Raw genomic sequence first — 14,757 nt, forward strand, 5'->3', positions numbered from 1 at the left:
ATACCTCACGGAGTTGATTTCACCATGGCGACCACACTGCCGGTAAAGATTGAATTTTCACTGCCAGAAGGATGGCAACCAGCGCCACCCGACGAGGTGGGAGCGCCTGGAGTCGCATTCATCGCACTCCACCCGGCATCACGCGACGGATTCACCGCAAACATCACCATCGCCGGAAAGATGCGGGACACCATCGATCTGACGACAATCGGCGATGAGTCGGTTCAGCGGCTGCGCGAGGCAGCGACGGTGAGCGTCGCCAATCGCACCGAGGTGGGGACCCCCGAGGCACCCGCACTCACCCAGACGCTGCGGATCTCCACCTCGCTGCACGGGCGACTGCTGGACCTGGTCCAGAGTCAGGTCTATCTGGTGATGCAGGACATCCACGACCCGACCGAGCGTGCGGTGATCGAATTGGTATTGACGGCCAAGACGACACAAATCGCTCAGGTCGAGGACGACTTCAAGGAATTCGTCCGGTCAATCCGCCCAGCGGATTCCGCAGCCGAATAGTTTTCGTGCGCCGCGGCGCCAACGAGTGAGCTCCACACCGCCGAAACCGATGGGTGTGGAGCTCACTCATGACTACCCCCTGAGCCGTCGATGCGTGCTCACGCCACCGCGCCCTGGCGGTCCAACACATCGCACAGGTAATCCAGTTTCGCCTCGACATGCTCCGCACGCAGCCGCCCCTTGAATGAGGTGACCACCGCGTTCCGCTGGAAGCGGAGCGCCTCCTTTTCGGCCCGAGGGTCGGAGGTGAGGAACCTCACCAGACCGTCGGTCAGCAGGTGCCGCGCGACGTTCCCGTCGGCGCTGATGACCCGAAATTTTTCATCAAACAAGGGGGTACCCAGAGCTACGACCTCGCCATGACGGAAAAGACGGGCCTCCACTGTGTCCAAGGGGCGACGCCGCTTGATCGTCGTATAGGGAACGGAGTCCGGTGTGGTCACCGCGAACAGGACGGTGTATTGCGTTCTTTCCGACTGGCTGGTTCCCCGGTGGCGGTACTCGAAGCAGCAGAAGGAACGCCCGCGAAACTCGCCGGAAACATAGTCGTAGACGGTCTCGTTGACGGTCTTACCGGCGAAATAAGCATCGCCCTCCCCTTGCGCGGACTGGGCGTAACTCCACCCACGCTGTTCTGCGAGCCGAACAACTTCCCCCCTCTGCTGTTCGCTTCGCTCGAACGTCTTCTTCCCCCACCACCACATATAGCCGACAAAGCCGAAGATTGCGGCCGCGAACAGGTACGCGCAGGTAGGGACAAGCACTTCCAACACCTCGTCCATGCGCCCGAGTATGGCGGACGCCGCCCCTCAAAGCACATCCCCGACCCAAACCCGGTCAAGCCGACGGCATTTTGACCGGTGAACGGTGAACGGGGGCTTTCTCGGTATTGCTTCGCCAGCGACCGCCACGCATTACCGGAGGTCACCACAGTGCCAGGTCGTGGTTGCCGGTGCCGAAGAGTTCGGGCCGGGCCCGCCCCGGGTGGCGGGTCCCGGCCCCCCTGTTCAGCAGATTCGAGGCAGTTGCTCCCCCAGGGGCAGGTCGACGATGCGGGTGCCGCCGAGGCCGGTGCGGGCGACGACCATGCCGGGGTGGTCGGGGACGCATTCGCCGATGAGGGTGGCGCCGGTGCCGAGCGGGTGGTTGCGCATCGCCGCCAGTACGGCGTCGGCGTGGGTGCGGGGGACGAAGGCGACGAGCTTGCCCTCGTTCGCCACGTACATCGGGTCGAGGCCGAGCACCGCGCAGGCGTTGGCGACCGGGTCGGGGACCGGCAGGGTGCGTTCGTCGAGGACCACGCCGACCGAGGCGGCGGCGGCGATCTCGCCTAGGGCGGTGGCCAGTCCGCCGCGGGTGGGGTCGCGCAGGACGTGCAGGTCCGGGGTGACGGCGAGCATCGCCTCGACGAGCCCGCCCAGTGCGGCGCAGTCGCTCTCCACGCCGACGCCGAACTCCAGGCCCTCCCGGACGCTCATCACCGCGATGCCGTGTTCGCCGATCGGCCCGCTGACGAGGACGGCGTCGCCGGGGGTGGCGCGCTGCGGGCGGATGTCGACGCCGTCCGGGATGAGGCCGATGCCGGCGGTGTTGAGGTAGATGCCGTCGCCGTGACCGGCCTCGACGACCTTGGTGTCGCCGGTGGCGATCTCCACGCCCGCGGTCCGCGCGGCGGCGCCCAGCGCCTCGGCGACCCGGGCGACCAGCGCGGTCTCCACGCCCTCCTCCAGGATGAAGCCGCAGGAGAGGTAGGCGGCGCGGGCGCCGCTCATGGCGAGGTCGTTGACGGTGCCGTTGACCGCGAGGTCGGCGATGCTGCCGCCGGGGAAGAACAGCGGCCGCACCACGTAGGAGTCGGTGGAGAAGGCCAGCCGGGCGCCGCCCAGCGTCACCGCGGCGGAGTCGGCGAGCGGGGCGAGCGCCGGGCCGCCGAACGCGGGCGCGAAGACATGCTCGACGAGTTCGGCGGAGAGCACCCCTCCCCCGCCGTGTCCCATGACGATCCGCGGGTGGTCGCGGAGCGGGGCGGGGCAGGTCCAGCCGGAGAAGTCCGGGGCCGGGGGCGCGGCCGGGGGCAGGGTGGTGTCAGACAACGGGGATCGCCTCCGGTGGCGCGGTGGGGGTGGAGAGCCGGCGGTAGAGGTAGTAGGCGGCGCAGGCGCCCTCGCTGGAGACCATGGTGGCGCCGAGCGGGGTGCGCGGGGTGCAGTCGGTGCCGAACGCGGGGCATTGATGGGGCTTGATCAGGCCCTGGAGGACATCGCCGCTGCGGCAGGCGGCGGGTTCCTCGGTGGTGATGCCGGTGACGGCGAAACGGTGCTCGGCGTCGTACTCGCGGTAGCGCGGGGAGAGTCGCCAGCCGCTGTCGGGGATGGTGCCGATGCCGCGCCAGGAGCGGTCGGTGACCTCGAAGATGTCGGCGATCATCGCCTGGGCGGCGGGGTTGCCCCGGGGGCGGACGGCGCGGGCGTAGGCGTTGTCGACGCGGTGTTCGCCGCGTTCCAGCTGCTGTACGGCGCGGCGGACGCCTTCGAGGATGTCGAGCGGTTCGAAGCCGGTGACGACGATGGGGACGCGGTGGCGGTCGGCCAGTTCCGGGTACTCGTCCACGCCCATCACGCTGCACACGTGCCCGGCGGCGAGGAAGCCCTGGACGCGGCAGTCGGCGGAGCGCATGATCGCCTCGATGGCCGGGGGGACCCGGACGTGCGAGACGAGCAGGCTGAAGTTGCGGATGCCGAGGCGGCGGGCCTGATGCACCGTCATGGCATTGGGCGGTGCGGTGGTCTCGAAGCCGATGCCGAAGAAGACGACTTCCTTGTCCGGGTTCTCCCGGGCGACCTTGAGGGCGTCCAGCGGGCTGTAGACGACGCGGACGTCGCCGCCCTCGCTGCGGACGCGGAAGAGGTCGCGGTCGGTGCCGGGGACCCGCAGCATGTCGCCGAAGGAGCAGAAGATCACGTCCGGGCGGGAGGCGATCTCCAGGGCCTTGTCGATGACCTCCAGCGGGGTGACGCAGACCGGGCAGCCGGGGCCGTGGATCAACTCGACCTGGTCCGGCAGGAGTTGGTCGATGCCGTGGCGGATGATGGTGTGCGTCTGGCCGCCGCAGACCTCCATCAGGGCCCAGGGCCGGGTGACGGTGGCGTGGATGTCGTCGAGCAGCCGCCGTGCCAGGTCCGGGTTGCGGAACTCCTCCAGGTACTTCACCGCTGCGCCTCCCGCGCCGTGTCCGCCGTGGCCCGGCCGCCGGGCGGCGCGCCGGTCCCGCTCCCGGTACTTCCCCGCTCGGCGGCGGCCGCTTCCCACGGGTCGCCGAACTCCTCCTCCAGCAGGCCGAGATCCTCGAAGAGGGCGAGGGTCTGCCGGGCCGATTCCTCGTCCAGCCGCTGGAGGGCGAAGCCGACGTGCACGATGGCGTACTCCCCGACCGCGAGATCCGGCAGGTATTCCAGGCAGACGTCCTTGTGGACGCCGCCGAAGTCGACGGTGGCCATGCGCGTACCGTCGCGCTGCCGGATCTCCAGCACCTTGCCGGGTACCGCGAGACACATGGGGTTCTCCTCGCTCTGCGGGGTCGGGTGGTTCAGGGGGCGGTGGGTGCGCCGTGGCGGGCGGCGACCATCAGCTGGCCGAGTGCCAGTCCGCCGTCGCCGGGCGGGACGAGCCGGTGGCGCAGCACGGTGAAGCCCGCCGCGCGCAGGGTGCGGGCGCACTCCGTGGCGAGCAGCCGGTTGGCGAAGACGCCACCGGTCAGGGCGACGGTGTCGAGTCCGTGCCGGTCGCGGGCGGCGGCGCAGACCCGGCCGACCAGTGCGGTGACGGCGTGGTGGAAGCGGGCCGCGAGCCGCTCGGCGGGGACGCCTGCGCGTACTCCGTCGGCGAGGGCGGCGAGGAGCGGCGTGGGGTCGGCGGCCAGCGGGCCCGCCGCGGTGGCGCGCAGGGTGAAGGCGGGCCCCGGCGGCGGCTCGTGCGGTACGGGGTCACCGGCGCGGGCGGCCGCCGCTTCGAGGGTGGCGGCGGCCTGGGCCTCGTATCCGGCGGTGTGGCAGAGGCCGGTCAGGGAGGCGGCGGCGTCGAAGAGGCGGCCCATGCTGGAGGTGGGGGCGCAGTTCAGGCCGAGCGTCAACTGCCGTTGCAGCAGCGGGAGTTGGTCCGGTGGGCAGGCGCGGACACAGGGCAGGCCGGGGTCGTGGGGCAGGCCGGCGGCGTGCAGATGGGCGAGGGCCATCCGGTAGGGGTGGCGGACGGCGGCGTCGCCGCCGGGTTGCGGGACGTGGGCGAGGTGGGCGAAGCGGTGGTAACCGTCGTAGTCGGCGAGGAGGAATTCGCCGCCCCAGACGGTGCCGTCGTCGCCGTAGCCGGTGCCGTCGAAGGCGACGCCGATCACCTTCCGGCTGCCGTCGAGGCCGTGTTCGGCCATGGCGGAGGCGATATGGGCGTGGTGGTGCTGGACCTGCCGTACGTCGCCGGTTCCGGCGGCGCGGCGGGCGCGGCCCAGGGAGCGGTAGCCGGGGTGCCGGTCGGCGACGACGTGGCGGGGGCGGACGCCGGTGAGGTCCGCGAGGTGGGCGGTGGCGCGGTCGGCGGCGGTGAGGGTCGCCGGATGGTCCATGTCGCCGATGTGGGCGGAGAGCCAGGCGCGGCGCCCCTCCCCGAGGCAGAGGACGTTTTTGAGGTCGCCGCCGACGGCGAGCGCGGGGGCGACGGGCACGGGCAGCGGCAGCGCGGCGGGGGCGTAGCCGCGGGAGCGGCGCAGCAGTACCGGCGCCCCGTCGACCATGCGGACCACGGAGTCGTCGCAGGGTACGTGGATGGGCCGGTCGTGGGTGAGCCAGCCGTCGACGAGCGGGGCGAGGGTGGTGAGGGCGTCCGCGTCGTCGGTGACGATGGGCTCCCCGCCGCGGTTGCCGCTGGTCATGACGAGCAGCGCGGGCCCCGGCGGGTCGCCCGGCAGGCCGAACAGCAGGTGGTGCAGGGGGGTGTAGGGCAGCATGACGCCGAGGTCGGGGCTGCCGGGGGCGACGGCGTCGGCGAGGTGCGGGGCGTGCGGCGGGCGGTCGGCCGCGTCCCGTCGGCGGAGCAGGACGATGGGGCGGCGGCTGCCGGTGAGCAGGTCACGTTCGGCGGCGGAGAGGTGGACGAGTCCGTCGACGGCGGCGAGGTCGCGGGCCATGACGGCGAACGGTTTGCCGCCGCGCGCCTTGCGCTCCCGCAGCAGCCGCACACCGGCCTCCCGGGTCGCGTCGCAGGCCAGGTGGTAGCCGCCGAGGCCCTTGACCGCGAGGATCGCGCCGTCGGCGAGCATCCGGCGGGCCCCGGCGACCGGGTCGGCGCAGGCGTCGGCGGTCCCCGGGTGGCGGCGCAGCGTCAGCCGGGGACCGCAGTCGTGGCAGGCGATGGGCTGGGCGTGGAAGCGGCGGTCGGCGGGGTCGGCGTACTCGCGGGCGCAGCGGGCGCACATCGGGAAGCCGGCCATGGTGGTGGTGGCCCGGTCGTAGGGCAGGGCGGTGACGATGGTGAAGCGCGGGCCGCAGTGGGTGCAGGTGAGGAAGGGGTGCCGGTAGCGGCGGTCGGCGGGGTCGGTCAGTTCGGCGAGGCAGTCCGCGCAGGTGGCGGTGTCGGGGGCGATGAGGGTGCGGGCGCGGTCGCCGGTGGCGGTGGCGGCGATGCGGAAGCCGGTGGTGCCGTCCGCCGGGAGCGGGGTGTGGGTGACGGATTCGACGACGGCCAGCGGCGGTGCGTCGGTGCCGATCCGGCGGCAGAACGCGGCGAGTGCGCCGGGCGCGCCCTCGACCTCGGCGACCACACCGTCACCGGTGTTGCCGACGTGGCCGGTCAGGCCCAGTTCCGCGGCGAGGGTGAAGACGAACGGGCGGAAGCCGACGCCCTGGACGACGCCGCGGACGGTGACCCGGCGGCGTTCGGCCGCGGGCGGCGCCGCGACCGTCTCCCCGGTCACGGTCATGAGTGGCTGGGCACGGCGCCGTCGTGGTGGTGGGTGTGGTGGTGTTCCCGGGACGGGGCCTGACGGGCCATCACGGGGCGGTGGGCGGGGGCGTTGCCGTGGGCGGCGAGCGCGTGCTCCAGCAGGACGCCGGCGCCCTCGCCGGTGCGGGTGGAGGTGAGGACGGTCTCCACGCCGGGGTTGATCTGCTGGACGTGGGCGCGGAAGGCGCTCTCGTCGAAGCCGACGGCGTCGGCGAGGTCGCTCTTGGTCACCAGGACGAGATGGGCGAGGCCGAAGGCGGTCGGGTACTTCAGCGGTTTGTCCTCGCCCTCGGTGACCGAGCAGAGCGCCACCCGCAGGGTTTCGCCGAGGTCGTAGGTGGCGGGGCAGACGAGGTTGCCGACGTTCTCGACGAACAGGACGCGGGTGCCGTCCGGCAGCCAGCCCTCGAGGTGGCCGCGGAGCATCTCCGCCTCCAGGTGGCAGAGCCCGTCGGTGAGGACCTGCTTGACCGGGGCGCCGGAACGGCCCAGGCGCCGGGCGTCGTTCTCGGTGGCCAGGTCGGCGGTGAGGGCGGCGACCGGGATGCCGCGGGTGCGGGCGAGGGTGAGTTCGGCCTCCAGCAGCGCGGTCTTGCCGCTGCCGGGGCTGGAGAGCAGGTTGACGGCGGTGGTGCCGCGGGCGGCGAGTTCGGTGCGGAGGGTCCGGGCGCGCCGGTCGTTCTCGGCGAGCACGGCTTGCTGGAGGTCGACGACGCGGCACATGGCTTCAGTTCTCCTCGGATGCGGATGCGGGGGCGGGGACGACGCCGTGGTCGGTCCGGTGCACGCTGACGATCTGGAGCTCGCGGCCCGCGACGAGGGCGGCTGCGGTGGAGCGGCAGGCCGGGCAGTGCAGGTGGGGCGGTATGCCGGTGGCCCACTCCGCGCCGCACGGGGTGCAGCGGGCGCGTCCCGGCACGGTGTCGATGTGCAGGGCGGCGCCTTCGAGGGCGGTTCCCTCGCAGGCGAGGGTGAAGGAGAAATGCAGGGCGTCGGGGACGACCCCGGCCAGTTCGCCGACCTGGAGGCGGACGGTCTCGACGGTGCCGGGCGGCTCGTCCCGCAGGGCGCCGTCCACCTGCTCCACCACCGCCACCGCGAGGGACATCTCGTGCATCGGCCTCACTCCGGATCGCGTGCCGGACCGCGCCCGCCGTCCGGCTGCGCGGCCGGTGCCATTACAGGGGGCGCGGTGGCGGCGGGCGGGGCGCCACGCCGCCGTCGGTGCCGCGCCGTGGGCCGTTCGGGCGGCGGCGCGGACCGGCGGCGGGCGCGCGTCCGTCACATGGACCGGATGCGCAGATAGCGCTTGATGTCGGGCAGCAGGGCGACGGCGCCGGCCGCGGCGGCGACGGCGGCGAGTGCCGCGGCCGCCAGCAGAACCTTCCGCATGGGGTCCTCCTTCGTGTCAGGTGCGGGCCGCGGGTCCGCCCGCGGGTTCGGGTGCTCCGGCAGGGGTGTCGGTGGCCTCGTGCAGCAGTGTGGTGAGCAGGTGGACGGCCTCGTCGACGGCGGCTGCCACCGGGGCGCTGAGGCCGATGCCCTCGTCCAGGTCGGCCGGGACGCAGCCGACGACGAGCACCCGGCGTGGCCGGCCGCCGCCGGTGGTCTCGCTCAGGTGGTCCAGCAGCGCCAGGACCGCGTCCGGTGTCATGTGGTGGCCGTCCACGGCGACCTGGCCCGCGGGCGGCCCGGCGGCGTCGGGTGCGATGAGGTGGAGGGTGCCGGGCGGGCCGTCGCCGGGGACGGCGTCCACCAGGACGACGGTGTCGTAGCCGTCGAGCATCCGGTAGGCGAGGTGGACGCCGCGGACGCCGATGTCGGCGAGTTCGGTGCCCGGCGGCAGCGGCTGTGCGGCGAGGCGGCGGACGGTCTCCACGCCGAAGCCGTCGTCGCCGAGGAAGATGTTGCCGATACCGGCCACGAGGACGCGGGGCGGGGCGGCGGTCATCCGTCCTCCACGGTGGCGAGCGGGGTGAGTTCGTCGGGCTGGAAGTAGAGGAAGCGGCCCTGTTCCCGGCGGATGTCGGCGCCGGGGTCGCCGTCCACGGTGACGGCGAGGTGCACCCCGCCGTCCACGTCGTGCAGCACCGCCTCCACCACCGCGGTGCGGCCGTGCAGGAACAGGTCCTGGGCGTCGGTGCGCCGCGGTCCGGGACGGAGCGCGACGCGGCTGCCGGCGCCGACGGGGGTGCCGTCGACGAGGACGCGGTCGCGGACCGGGTCGACGGCGGCGTCGGCGGCCGGGTCCCACCAGGGGGCGCCGCCGGTGTCGCCGTCGAACGGGTCGGGGGGTGCGGCGGCGGGCCGGTCGGGCGGCGGGGGCGGTCCGTCGCCGGTGACCTCGCGCAGTGCGCGGACCGCGCCGTGCAGCCGCTCCAGCACCTCGGGCGGCATCGAGTCGGCGAGGTCGATGACGGCGGCGGCCCGGTCGTCGGTGCCGCGGGCCTCGCGTTTCTCCTGGTCGGTGAGGGCGGCGGTGCGCAGCGCGAGGATCTCGTCGATCTCCGTGGCGTCGTAGAGGACGCCGGGGCTCTCGGGGGCGATCCGCGGGTGGTCCTCCAGGATGATCGGGGAGGACAGGACGGTACGGGCGGTGCCGTCGGCGCCCGCCAGGACGGGCCAGGTGTGGACGTTGCGGCAGTCGGCGGCGGCGCCGGACGCCCACTCGGGCGGGTCGGTCGGCGAGAGGAACGCGCCGGAGGTGACGCCGAGCAGCAGATGCGCGGAGAGCAGGGAGTGCGGCAGGGCCGCCGCCCGGTCCGCTCCGCCGTCGCCGCGCCAGTCGCCGGTGTTGCGGACGGTCGCGGTGATCCGCAACAGGCGGCAGGGGCCGTCGAGTTCGGTGGCACTCAGGTGGAGTTCTCCCGCCACCCGCTCCCGGCGTCGCAACTGACGTCCCATCAGGCGTCCGCCGTCGTACAGCGGCTCGCTCTCCTCATGGACCGGCAGGGTGAAGGGCAGCCGCACCCCGTCGCCGATGAGGTCGGACAGCTCCGCGGTGAGGTCCACCTGCTCGATCACGCCCTCGTCCCAGGGGCGGAGGACACGGTCCGGCAGCTCCAGCGCCTCCACGGTCTCGTAGGTGCCGTCGGGCAAGGCCCGCTGGACGGTGCGGCGTTGGGCGTGCAGGAAGCGGACCTGGGCGTGGAGGGACGGGTTGCCGTGGGGCTCCAGCAGGCATTCGGTGCGCTGGAGGGTGTGTTCGGCGGCGGCCCCGGGCCACTTGGGCGGGACGAGGACGCCGAACTGCCAGCGCATCCGGTTTTTCGCCGCCGACGCCCGGTACGGGTAGAGCACATAGCCCTCCAGCAGGACGGCGTCGGCGATCTGGCGGGCGTGGGCGAACAGGTCCTCCGTCGCGGGCGCGGCGGACGTCATGACAGGGCCTCCCGGGGGCGTGCGGGCAGGGGGTGCGCGCCCTGCTCCGCCTCGGCGAGGAGCGTGCGGACGGTCTCCTCCCAGGACGGCAGGGCGCGGCGGGAGCGGTAGGCGCCGAGGGCTTCCATGGCGGTGCGGGACAGGCGCAGCCAGCCGCAGCCGGGGAAGTGCTGCTCGATCATGTCCCGCCAGACGGTCACCGGCATCCGGCAGACCGCCTCCCGGTCCCAGGGCACCGGCTGCACCCGGAAGCCGCCCGCGCCGCGGAAGGCCGTACCGGAGAAGAGGAGCAGCAGCGGGACCTCGCCGGTGTCGAGGGCGGCGAAGTACTTGGCGGAGGCGATGTCGGTGTCGTAGGTGCAGGGCACCGGCAGATCCACCTCGGTCTCGCCGGTGAAGCCGTTGACGACCACGGAGACCTGGGCGAACTGGAGCGGGTTGAGGGTGGCGCCCCAGCGCTCCCGCTCGCCGAAGAGGTCGCCGAGGTGTGCCGCCTCGGCGTCGGTGTAGCGGCGCCGGGCCGGTTCGATGCGCAGCTGGCAGCGGAGCGCGAGGGCGTGCACCCGCTCGGGTCCGGAGGCGGTGATGCGCAGCCGGAAGACGAGGGTGGGGCCCGCGGCGTACGGATCGGCGCGGACGCCGGTGCAGGAGAAGGCGAGGTCGCTCACGGGTGGGCCGCCTCCTTCGGGAGTGCGGTGGCCCGTTCGGCCAGCGCGGCGAAGAAGGCGTCGAGGGCGGCGCGGGCCTCGGCCCCGCCGTCGAAGCCGGTCCAGTGGAGCCGCATCCGGCCGACCAGTTCGTAGGCGGTGTCGACCGGTACGAGGTAGCAGACGGCCGCGTCGCCGGTGCGCCGGACCAGGAGCGCCTCGACGTCCGGTGCGAGCAGTGCGGCGAGGCGGGAGTCGGCGAAGGCGGTGTCCCAGGCGGCGGGGTCGATCTCGGTCTCGGTGGCGCCCGCGGGGCTGGGGCAGAGGGCGATCGGGCGGCCGAGCGTGGAGTTGCGGAAGAAGAAGGTGAGGGCGACGGGGATGTGCAGCGCGGCCCAGGCGGCGGCGGACGGTGCGGAGCCGGGGTCGGTGAGGACCCGGTCGGGCACCGTGCGGAACCGGCCGCCGCCCGCGCCGGACCGGTCGAAGAGCAGGGCGCAGGGCGGGCAGGCGCAGGCGAGGGAGCGCCGGGTGGTGTCGACGAGGTGGCGGTGGCCGGTGTCCAGGGCGGTGCCGCACAGGTCGCAGCGTTCCGGCGCCGGGGGCCGGGGCCGGGTGAAGCGGTGCAGTCCGCGCGGTGCGGGTCCCGGGCGGTGCCGGGCGGGGTGCGGCGCGGTCACGGCGCCGCGCTCCGGCCGTCGGGGGCGGCGCCCGCCGGGACGGGCTCCGGCGGACGGGTGCCGATCTGCAGCAACGGCGGTGCGGCGGCTGCCTGCTGGAGGTCGACGCCGGTCACCTCCGGTGCGTGGCAGGCCAGGGCGGCCTCGATGCGCTGCCGGGTGGCGTCGGCGGTACCGGCGCAGCCGCCGCCCTCCTGGCGCAGCCGCAGCGCGCCGGTGGTCTCGTCGAACTCCTCGACGACGGCGTCGGGGGCGCCCGCGGTGCGCAGCGCCCGGGCGATCCGGGCGGCGGCGTCCTCGGGGTGCAGTCCGTGCAGGACCAGCAGTCCGGCGACGCAGGCGTCGTCGAGGAGCGCGGGCGGGGGCGTGCCGTCCGCGGCGGAGACGAGGGTGAGGAGGCGGGTGAGTCCGGTGCCGTAGAACTCCATCAGGACGCGGACGAGTTCCTCCGCCGCGGCGCCGACGTCGGGGTCGTCGTGGGCGGCGAGGCGGTCGAGCACCGCCTCGACGCGGCGGGCGGTCTCCTCGGCGCTCATCCGGCCAGTCCGCTCAGTCCGGTGGGCAGATGCGTCTCCTGGACGGTGCGGCCGCCGCCGACGTACATGTGGACGCCGCACGGCAGACAGGGGTCGAAGCTGCGGACGGCGCGCATGATGTCGATGCCCTTGAAGTTCTCCGGCGGGTTCTCCTCGAAGATCGGGGTGTTCTGGACGGCGTCCTCGTACGGGCCGGGGGTGCCGTAGCTGTCGCGGACGCTGGCGTTCCAGGGGGTCGGCGGGTACGGGTGGTAGTTGGCGATCTTGCCGTCCCGGATCACCATGTGGTGGGAGAGGACGCCGCGGACCGCCTCGGTGAAGCCGCAGCCGATGGATTCGTCGGGCACTTCGAACTTCTCCCAGGTCCGGGTGCGTCCGGCGCGGACCTCGTCGAGCGCCTTCTCGGCGAAGTGCAGGGCCAGCGCGGCGGTGTACGCCTGGAAGTAGGTCCGGGCGCGGTTGCGCTCCAGTGCGTTGCTCCACCGCGGGATCTTCCACTCGAAGCTGGTCTCCGGCTTGGTCAGGGAGCGCGGCAGGTTGATGACGACGCTGTGGCCGGTGGACTTGACGTAGCCGCAGTCGACGAGCCCGGACAGCGCGGTGGACCACAGGCGGGCGAGGGGTCCGCCGCCGGTGTCGAGGGCGAGGTGCTCCTTGCCGTCGAACCAGCGCGGGGACATCACCCAGCTGTACTTGTCCTCGAAGTTCCGCTTCTGCGGGGCGGGGATGGTGTGCTGGTTCCAGGGGTGGCGCGGGTCGACGGGGTTGCCGAGCGGGTCGTGGGTGACGAACTGTTCCTGGCCCGCCCAGTCGTCGTAGTAGGAGCTGCCGAGCAGGATGCGGATGCCGAGGTTGATCTCGGTGAGGTCGTTGGTGACGAGCTTGCCGTCCACGATGATGCCGGGGGTGACGTACATCCGCCGGCCCCAGTCGGTCATGTTGCGGTAGGTGAAGTCGCAGTGGTCGGGGTCGTTGAGCGCGCCCCAGCAGCCCAGCAGGACGCGGCGGCGGCCGACCTCCTCGTAGCCGGGGAGCGCCTCGTAGAAGAAGTCGAAGAGGTCGTCGTGGAGCGGGACGACGCGCTTCATGAATTCGACATAGCGCATCAGGCGGCTGAGGTAGTCGGTGAAGAGCTGGACGGAGGCGACGGTGCCGACGCCACCGGCGTAGAGCGTGGAGGGGTGGACGTGCCGCCCCTCCATCAGGCAGAACATCTCCCGGGTGTAGCGGCTGACCTGGAGCGCCTCGCGGTAGAACTCGCCTTCCAGCGGGTTGAGGGAGCGCATGATGTCGGCGATGGTGCGGTAGCCGTGCTCGGCGGCGTGCGGCGCCTCGGTGCGTTCGGCGAGGTCGAGGACGCCGGGGTTGGTCTCGCGGACCATCTTCTCGCAGTAGTCGACCCCGACCAGGTTCTCCTGGAAGATGTTGTGGTCGAACATGTACTCCGCGGCTTCACCGAGGTTGATGATCCACTCGCCGAGGTGCGGCGGCTTCACGCCGTACGCCATGTTCTGCGCGTACACCGAGCAGGTGGCGTGGTTGTCCCCGCAGATCCCGCAGATGCGGCTGGTGATGAAGTGGGCGTCGCGGGGGTCCTTCCCGCGCATGAAGACGCTGTAGCCGCGGAAGATCGACGAGGTGCTGTAGCACTCCGCCACCCGCTTCTGCTTGAAGTCGATCTTCGTGTGGATGCCGAGGCTGCCCACGATCCGGGTGATCGGGTCCCAGGACATCTCGGTCAGTCCGCTGCCGTCCGCGGTCTTCGTCGTCGGTGCCATCGTGTCTGCGGTGCCCTTCACCTTCGTCAAGCGGGGAGGTCGGTCGGATCGGGTGGCGACGGGGGCGTCACCACGGGGCGCGGTAGCCGGTGGTGAGTTCGGTGCCGGTGTGGCGCCAGCGCGGTTCCTTGTCGAGCGTGTCGAGGGTGATGCGGCGCAGCCTGCGGATGACGCTGCCGTAGAGACCGCTGGCGGTGCTGGAGACGAGGCCGCCGGGCGGCGGGTCCATGAACGGCATGAACTTGTCGGGGAAGCCGGGCATGGTGCAGGCGATGCAGATGCCGCCGACGTTGGGGCAGCCGCCGATCCCGTCCATCCAGCCGCGCTTGGTGACGTTGCACTTCACGGTCGGCCCCCAGCACCCCAGCCGGACCAGGCACTTCGGCGAGTCGTAGGTGGTGGCGAACTCGCCCTGTTCGTAGTAGCCACCGCGGTCGCAGCCCTCGTGGACGGTGGCGCCGAACAGCCAGGTGGGGCGCAGCTTGTCGTCCAGCGGGATCATCGGGGCCGAGCCCGCCGCCTGGTACAGGAGGTAGGTCAGGGTCTCGGCGAAGTTGTCCGGCTGGATGGGGCAGCCGGGGACGCAGACGATCGGGACGCCGGCGCCCGACTTCCAGTCCCAGCCGAGGTAGTCGGGGACGCCCATCGCACCGGTGGGGTTGCCCTCCATGGCGTGGATTCCGCCGTAGGTGGCGCAGGTGCCGATGGCGACGACGGCGAGGGCCTTGGGGGCGAGGCGGTCGATCCATTCGCTGGTGGTGATCGGCTGGCCGGTCGTGGGGTCGTCGCCGAAGCCGCACCAGTACCCCTCGGCCTTGATCGCCTCGTTGGGGATGGAGCCCTCGACGACCAGGACGAACGGTTCGATCTCGCCGCGCTCCGCCTTGAAGAACCATTCGATGAAGGCGTCCGCGCCCTGGACCGGACCGCACTCGAAGTCGATCAGCGGCCAGTGGACGGCGATCTTGGGCAGACCGGGCAGCCCCTGGAGGGCGATCTGTTCGATGCTGGGCTGGGTGGCGGCGGTCAGCGACACGGAGTCGCCGTCGCAGCTCAGACCGGCGTTGATCCAGAGGATGTGGATCGGCGCCGCCTCCTCCGTACCGGCGGAGGGCGGGGCGGTGGAGCCGTTCGGAGCCGATGGTGCTGCATCCATGAGGATGCCTCCTCTGGGGACCGGGGCAGAAAGGCCGCATAAGGCAGATAACGTGCCTGCTGCCCGTGATAG

At 72.7% G+C, this 14,757-nt stretch carries 16 protein-coding genes; 1 reads left to right on the forward strand and 15 read right to left on the reverse strand.

Features of this window, described 5'->3' with window-relative positions; genetic code table 11:
- Positions 1-24: 24 nt before the first annotated feature.
- Entirely contained in the window at positions 25-516 is a 492-nt protein-coding gene (locus ACZ4U4_RS14995; protein WP_467873492.1) for a hypothetical protein, read from the forward strand.
- 98 nt (positions 517-614) lie between these two features.
- On the opposite strand, the gene ACZ4U4_RS15000 is transcribed toward ACZ4U4_RS14995, so the two are convergent.
- From ACZ4U4_RS15000 to ACZ4U4_RS15070, 15 genes are all read right to left on the reverse strand, one after another.
- A complete protein-coding gene (locus ACZ4U4_RS15000; RefSeq protein ID WP_467873494.1) occupies positions 615-1,298 on the reverse strand; it encodes a hypothetical protein in 684 nt (227 codons plus the stop codon).
- Positions 1,299-1,523: 225 nt separating this feature from the next.
- Positions 1,524-2,609: a hydrogenase expression/formation protein HypE gene (gene hypE / locus ACZ4U4_RS15005; RefSeq protein WP_467873496.1), complete on the reverse strand. Its 1,086-nt coding sequence runs from the start codon at positions 2,607-2,609 to the stop codon at positions 1,524-1,526.
- Positions 2,602-3,726 carry a hydrogenase formation protein HypD gene (gene hypD / locus ACZ4U4_RS15010; RefSeq protein ID WP_467873499.1) on the reverse strand — a complete coding sequence of 375 codons (1,125 nt, stop codon included), beginning with the start codon at positions 3,724-3,726 and terminating at the stop codon, positions 2,602-2,604. The genes hypE and hypD overlap by 8 nt, the downstream gene beginning before the upstream one ends.
- A complete protein-coding gene (locus ACZ4U4_RS15015) occupies positions 3,723-4,070 on the reverse strand; it encodes a HypC/HybG/HupF family hydrogenase formation chaperone (protein ID WP_467873502.1) in 348 nt (115 codons plus the stop codon). The genes hypD and ACZ4U4_RS15015 overlap by 4 nt, the downstream gene beginning before the upstream one ends.
- Positions 4,071-4,102: 32 nt before the next feature.
- Positions 4,103-6,484 (reverse strand): carbamoyltransferase HypF, encoded by a 2,382-nt coding sequence (gene hypF / locus ACZ4U4_RS15020; protein ID WP_467873505.1) that lies wholly within the window; start codon positions 6,482-6,484, stop codon positions 4,103-4,105.
- On the reverse strand, positions 6,481-7,230 hold the full coding sequence (hypB, locus tag ACZ4U4_RS15025; RefSeq protein WP_467873508.1) for a hydrogenase nickel incorporation protein HypB: 750 nt from the start codon (positions 7,228-7,230) through the stop codon (positions 6,481-6,483). The genes hypF and hypB overlap by 4 nt, the downstream gene beginning before the upstream one ends.
- A gap of 4 nt (positions 7,231-7,234) precedes the next feature.
- The gene (locus ACZ4U4_RS15030; protein WP_467873511.1) at positions 7,235-7,624 is read right to left on the reverse strand and encodes a hydrogenase maturation nickel metallochaperone HypA/HybF; all 390 of its coding nucleotides are present in this window, start codon (positions 7,622-7,624) and stop codon (positions 7,235-7,237) included.
- 164 nt (positions 7,625-7,788) lie between these two features.
- Complete coding sequence (locus tag ACZ4U4_RS15035; protein WP_467873514.1) at positions 7,789-7,899, reverse strand: DUF6893 family small protein; 111 nt, start codon at positions 7,897-7,899, stop codon at positions 7,789-7,791.
- 16 nt (positions 7,900-7,915) lie between these two features.
- Entirely contained in the window at positions 7,916-8,458 is a 543-nt protein-coding gene (locus tag ACZ4U4_RS15040) for a hydrogenase maturation protease (RefSeq protein WP_467873517.1), read from the reverse strand.
- Positions 8,455-9,888: a hypothetical protein gene (locus tag ACZ4U4_RS15045; protein ID WP_467873519.1), complete on the reverse strand. Its 1,434-nt coding sequence runs from the start codon at positions 9,886-9,888 to the stop codon at positions 8,455-8,457. The genes ACZ4U4_RS15040 and ACZ4U4_RS15045 overlap by 4 nt, the downstream gene beginning before the upstream one ends.
- Positions 9,885-10,556, reverse strand: a complete 672-nt coding sequence (locus ACZ4U4_RS15050; RefSeq protein WP_467873522.1) for a DUF6084 family protein — start codon at positions 10,554-10,556, stop codon at positions 9,885-9,887. The genes ACZ4U4_RS15045 and ACZ4U4_RS15050 overlap by 4 nt, the downstream gene beginning before the upstream one ends.
- Positions 10,553-11,215 (reverse strand): DUF5947 family protein, encoded by a 663-nt coding sequence (locus ACZ4U4_RS15055; RefSeq protein WP_467873525.1) that lies wholly within the window; start codon positions 11,213-11,215, stop codon positions 10,553-10,555. Before ACZ4U4_RS15055 ends, ACZ4U4_RS15050 begins: the two co-directional genes overlap by 4 nt.
- Positions 11,212-11,751, reverse strand: coding sequence for a hypothetical protein (locus tag ACZ4U4_RS15060; protein ID WP_467873528.1), 540 nt, complete (start codon positions 11,749-11,751; stop codon positions 11,212-11,214). The genes ACZ4U4_RS15055 and ACZ4U4_RS15060 overlap by 4 nt, the downstream gene beginning before the upstream one ends.
- Positions 11,748-13,529, reverse strand: a complete 1,782-nt coding sequence (locus tag ACZ4U4_RS15065) for a nickel-dependent hydrogenase large subunit (protein ID WP_467873530.1) — start codon at positions 13,527-13,529, stop codon at positions 11,748-11,750. Before ACZ4U4_RS15065 ends, ACZ4U4_RS15060 begins: the two co-directional genes overlap by 4 nt.
- Before the next feature lie 67 nt (positions 13,530-13,596).
- Positions 13,597-14,685 (reverse strand): NADH-quinone oxidoreductase subunit B family protein, encoded by a 1,089-nt coding sequence (locus ACZ4U4_RS15070; protein WP_467873533.1) that lies wholly within the window; start codon positions 14,683-14,685, stop codon positions 13,597-13,599.
- Between the last annotated feature and the right edge of the window lie 72 nt (positions 14,686-14,757).

The organism is Streptomyces sp. NPDC029159 (genome assembly GCF_055564055.1).

What these genes read in the sequence shown, in the direction of transcription:
- ACZ4U4_RS15065 (WP_467873530.1), bottom strand. Translation starts at nt 13,529, where the DNA reads ATGGCACCGACGACGAAGACCGCGGACGGCAGCGGACTGACCGAGATG.
- hypB (WP_467873508.1), bottom strand. Translation starts at nt 7,230, where the DNA reads ATGTGCCGCGTCGTCGACCTCCAGCAAGCCGTGCTCGCCGAGAACGAC.
- ACZ4U4_RS15045 (WP_467873519.1), bottom strand. Translation starts at nt 9,888, where the DNA reads ATGACGTCCGCCGCGCCCGCGACGGAGGACCTGTTCGCCCACGCCCGC.
- ACZ4U4_RS15060 (WP_467873528.1), bottom strand. Translation starts at nt 11,751, where the DNA reads ATGAGCGCCGAGGAGACCGCCCGCCGCGTCGAGGCGGTGCTCGACCGC.
- ACZ4U4_RS15040 (WP_467873517.1), bottom strand. Translation starts at nt 8,458, where the DNA reads ATGACCGCCGCCCCGCCCCGCGTCCTCGTGGCCGGTATCGGCAACATC.
- ACZ4U4_RS15035 (WP_467873514.1), bottom strand. Translation starts at nt 7,899, where the DNA reads ATGCGGAAGGTTCTGCTGGCGGCCGCGGCACTCGCCGCCGTCGCCGCC.
- ACZ4U4_RS15070 (WP_467873533.1), bottom strand. Translation starts at nt 14,685, where the DNA reads ATGGATGCAGCACCATCGGCTCCGAACGGCTCCACCGCCCCGCCCTCC.
- hypF (WP_467873505.1), bottom strand. Translation starts at nt 6,484, where the DNA reads ATGACCGTGACCGGGGAGACGGTCGCGGCGCCGCCCGCGGCCGAACGC.
- ACZ4U4_RS14995 (WP_467873492.1), top strand. Translation starts at nt 25, where the DNA reads ATGGCGACCACACTGCCGGTAAAGATTGAATTTTCACTGCCAGAAGGA.
- ACZ4U4_RS15030 (WP_467873511.1), bottom strand. Translation starts at nt 7,624, where the DNA reads ATGCACGAGATGTCCCTCGCGGTGGCGGTGGTGGAGCAGGTGGACGGC.
- ACZ4U4_RS15000 (WP_467873494.1), bottom strand. Translation starts at nt 1,298, where the DNA reads ATGGACGAGGTGTTGGAAGTGCTTGTCCCTACCTGCGCGTACCTGTTC.
- ACZ4U4_RS15015 (WP_467873502.1), bottom strand. Translation starts at nt 4,070, where the DNA reads ATGTGTCTCGCGGTACCCGGCAAGGTGCTGGAGATCCGGCAGCGCGAC.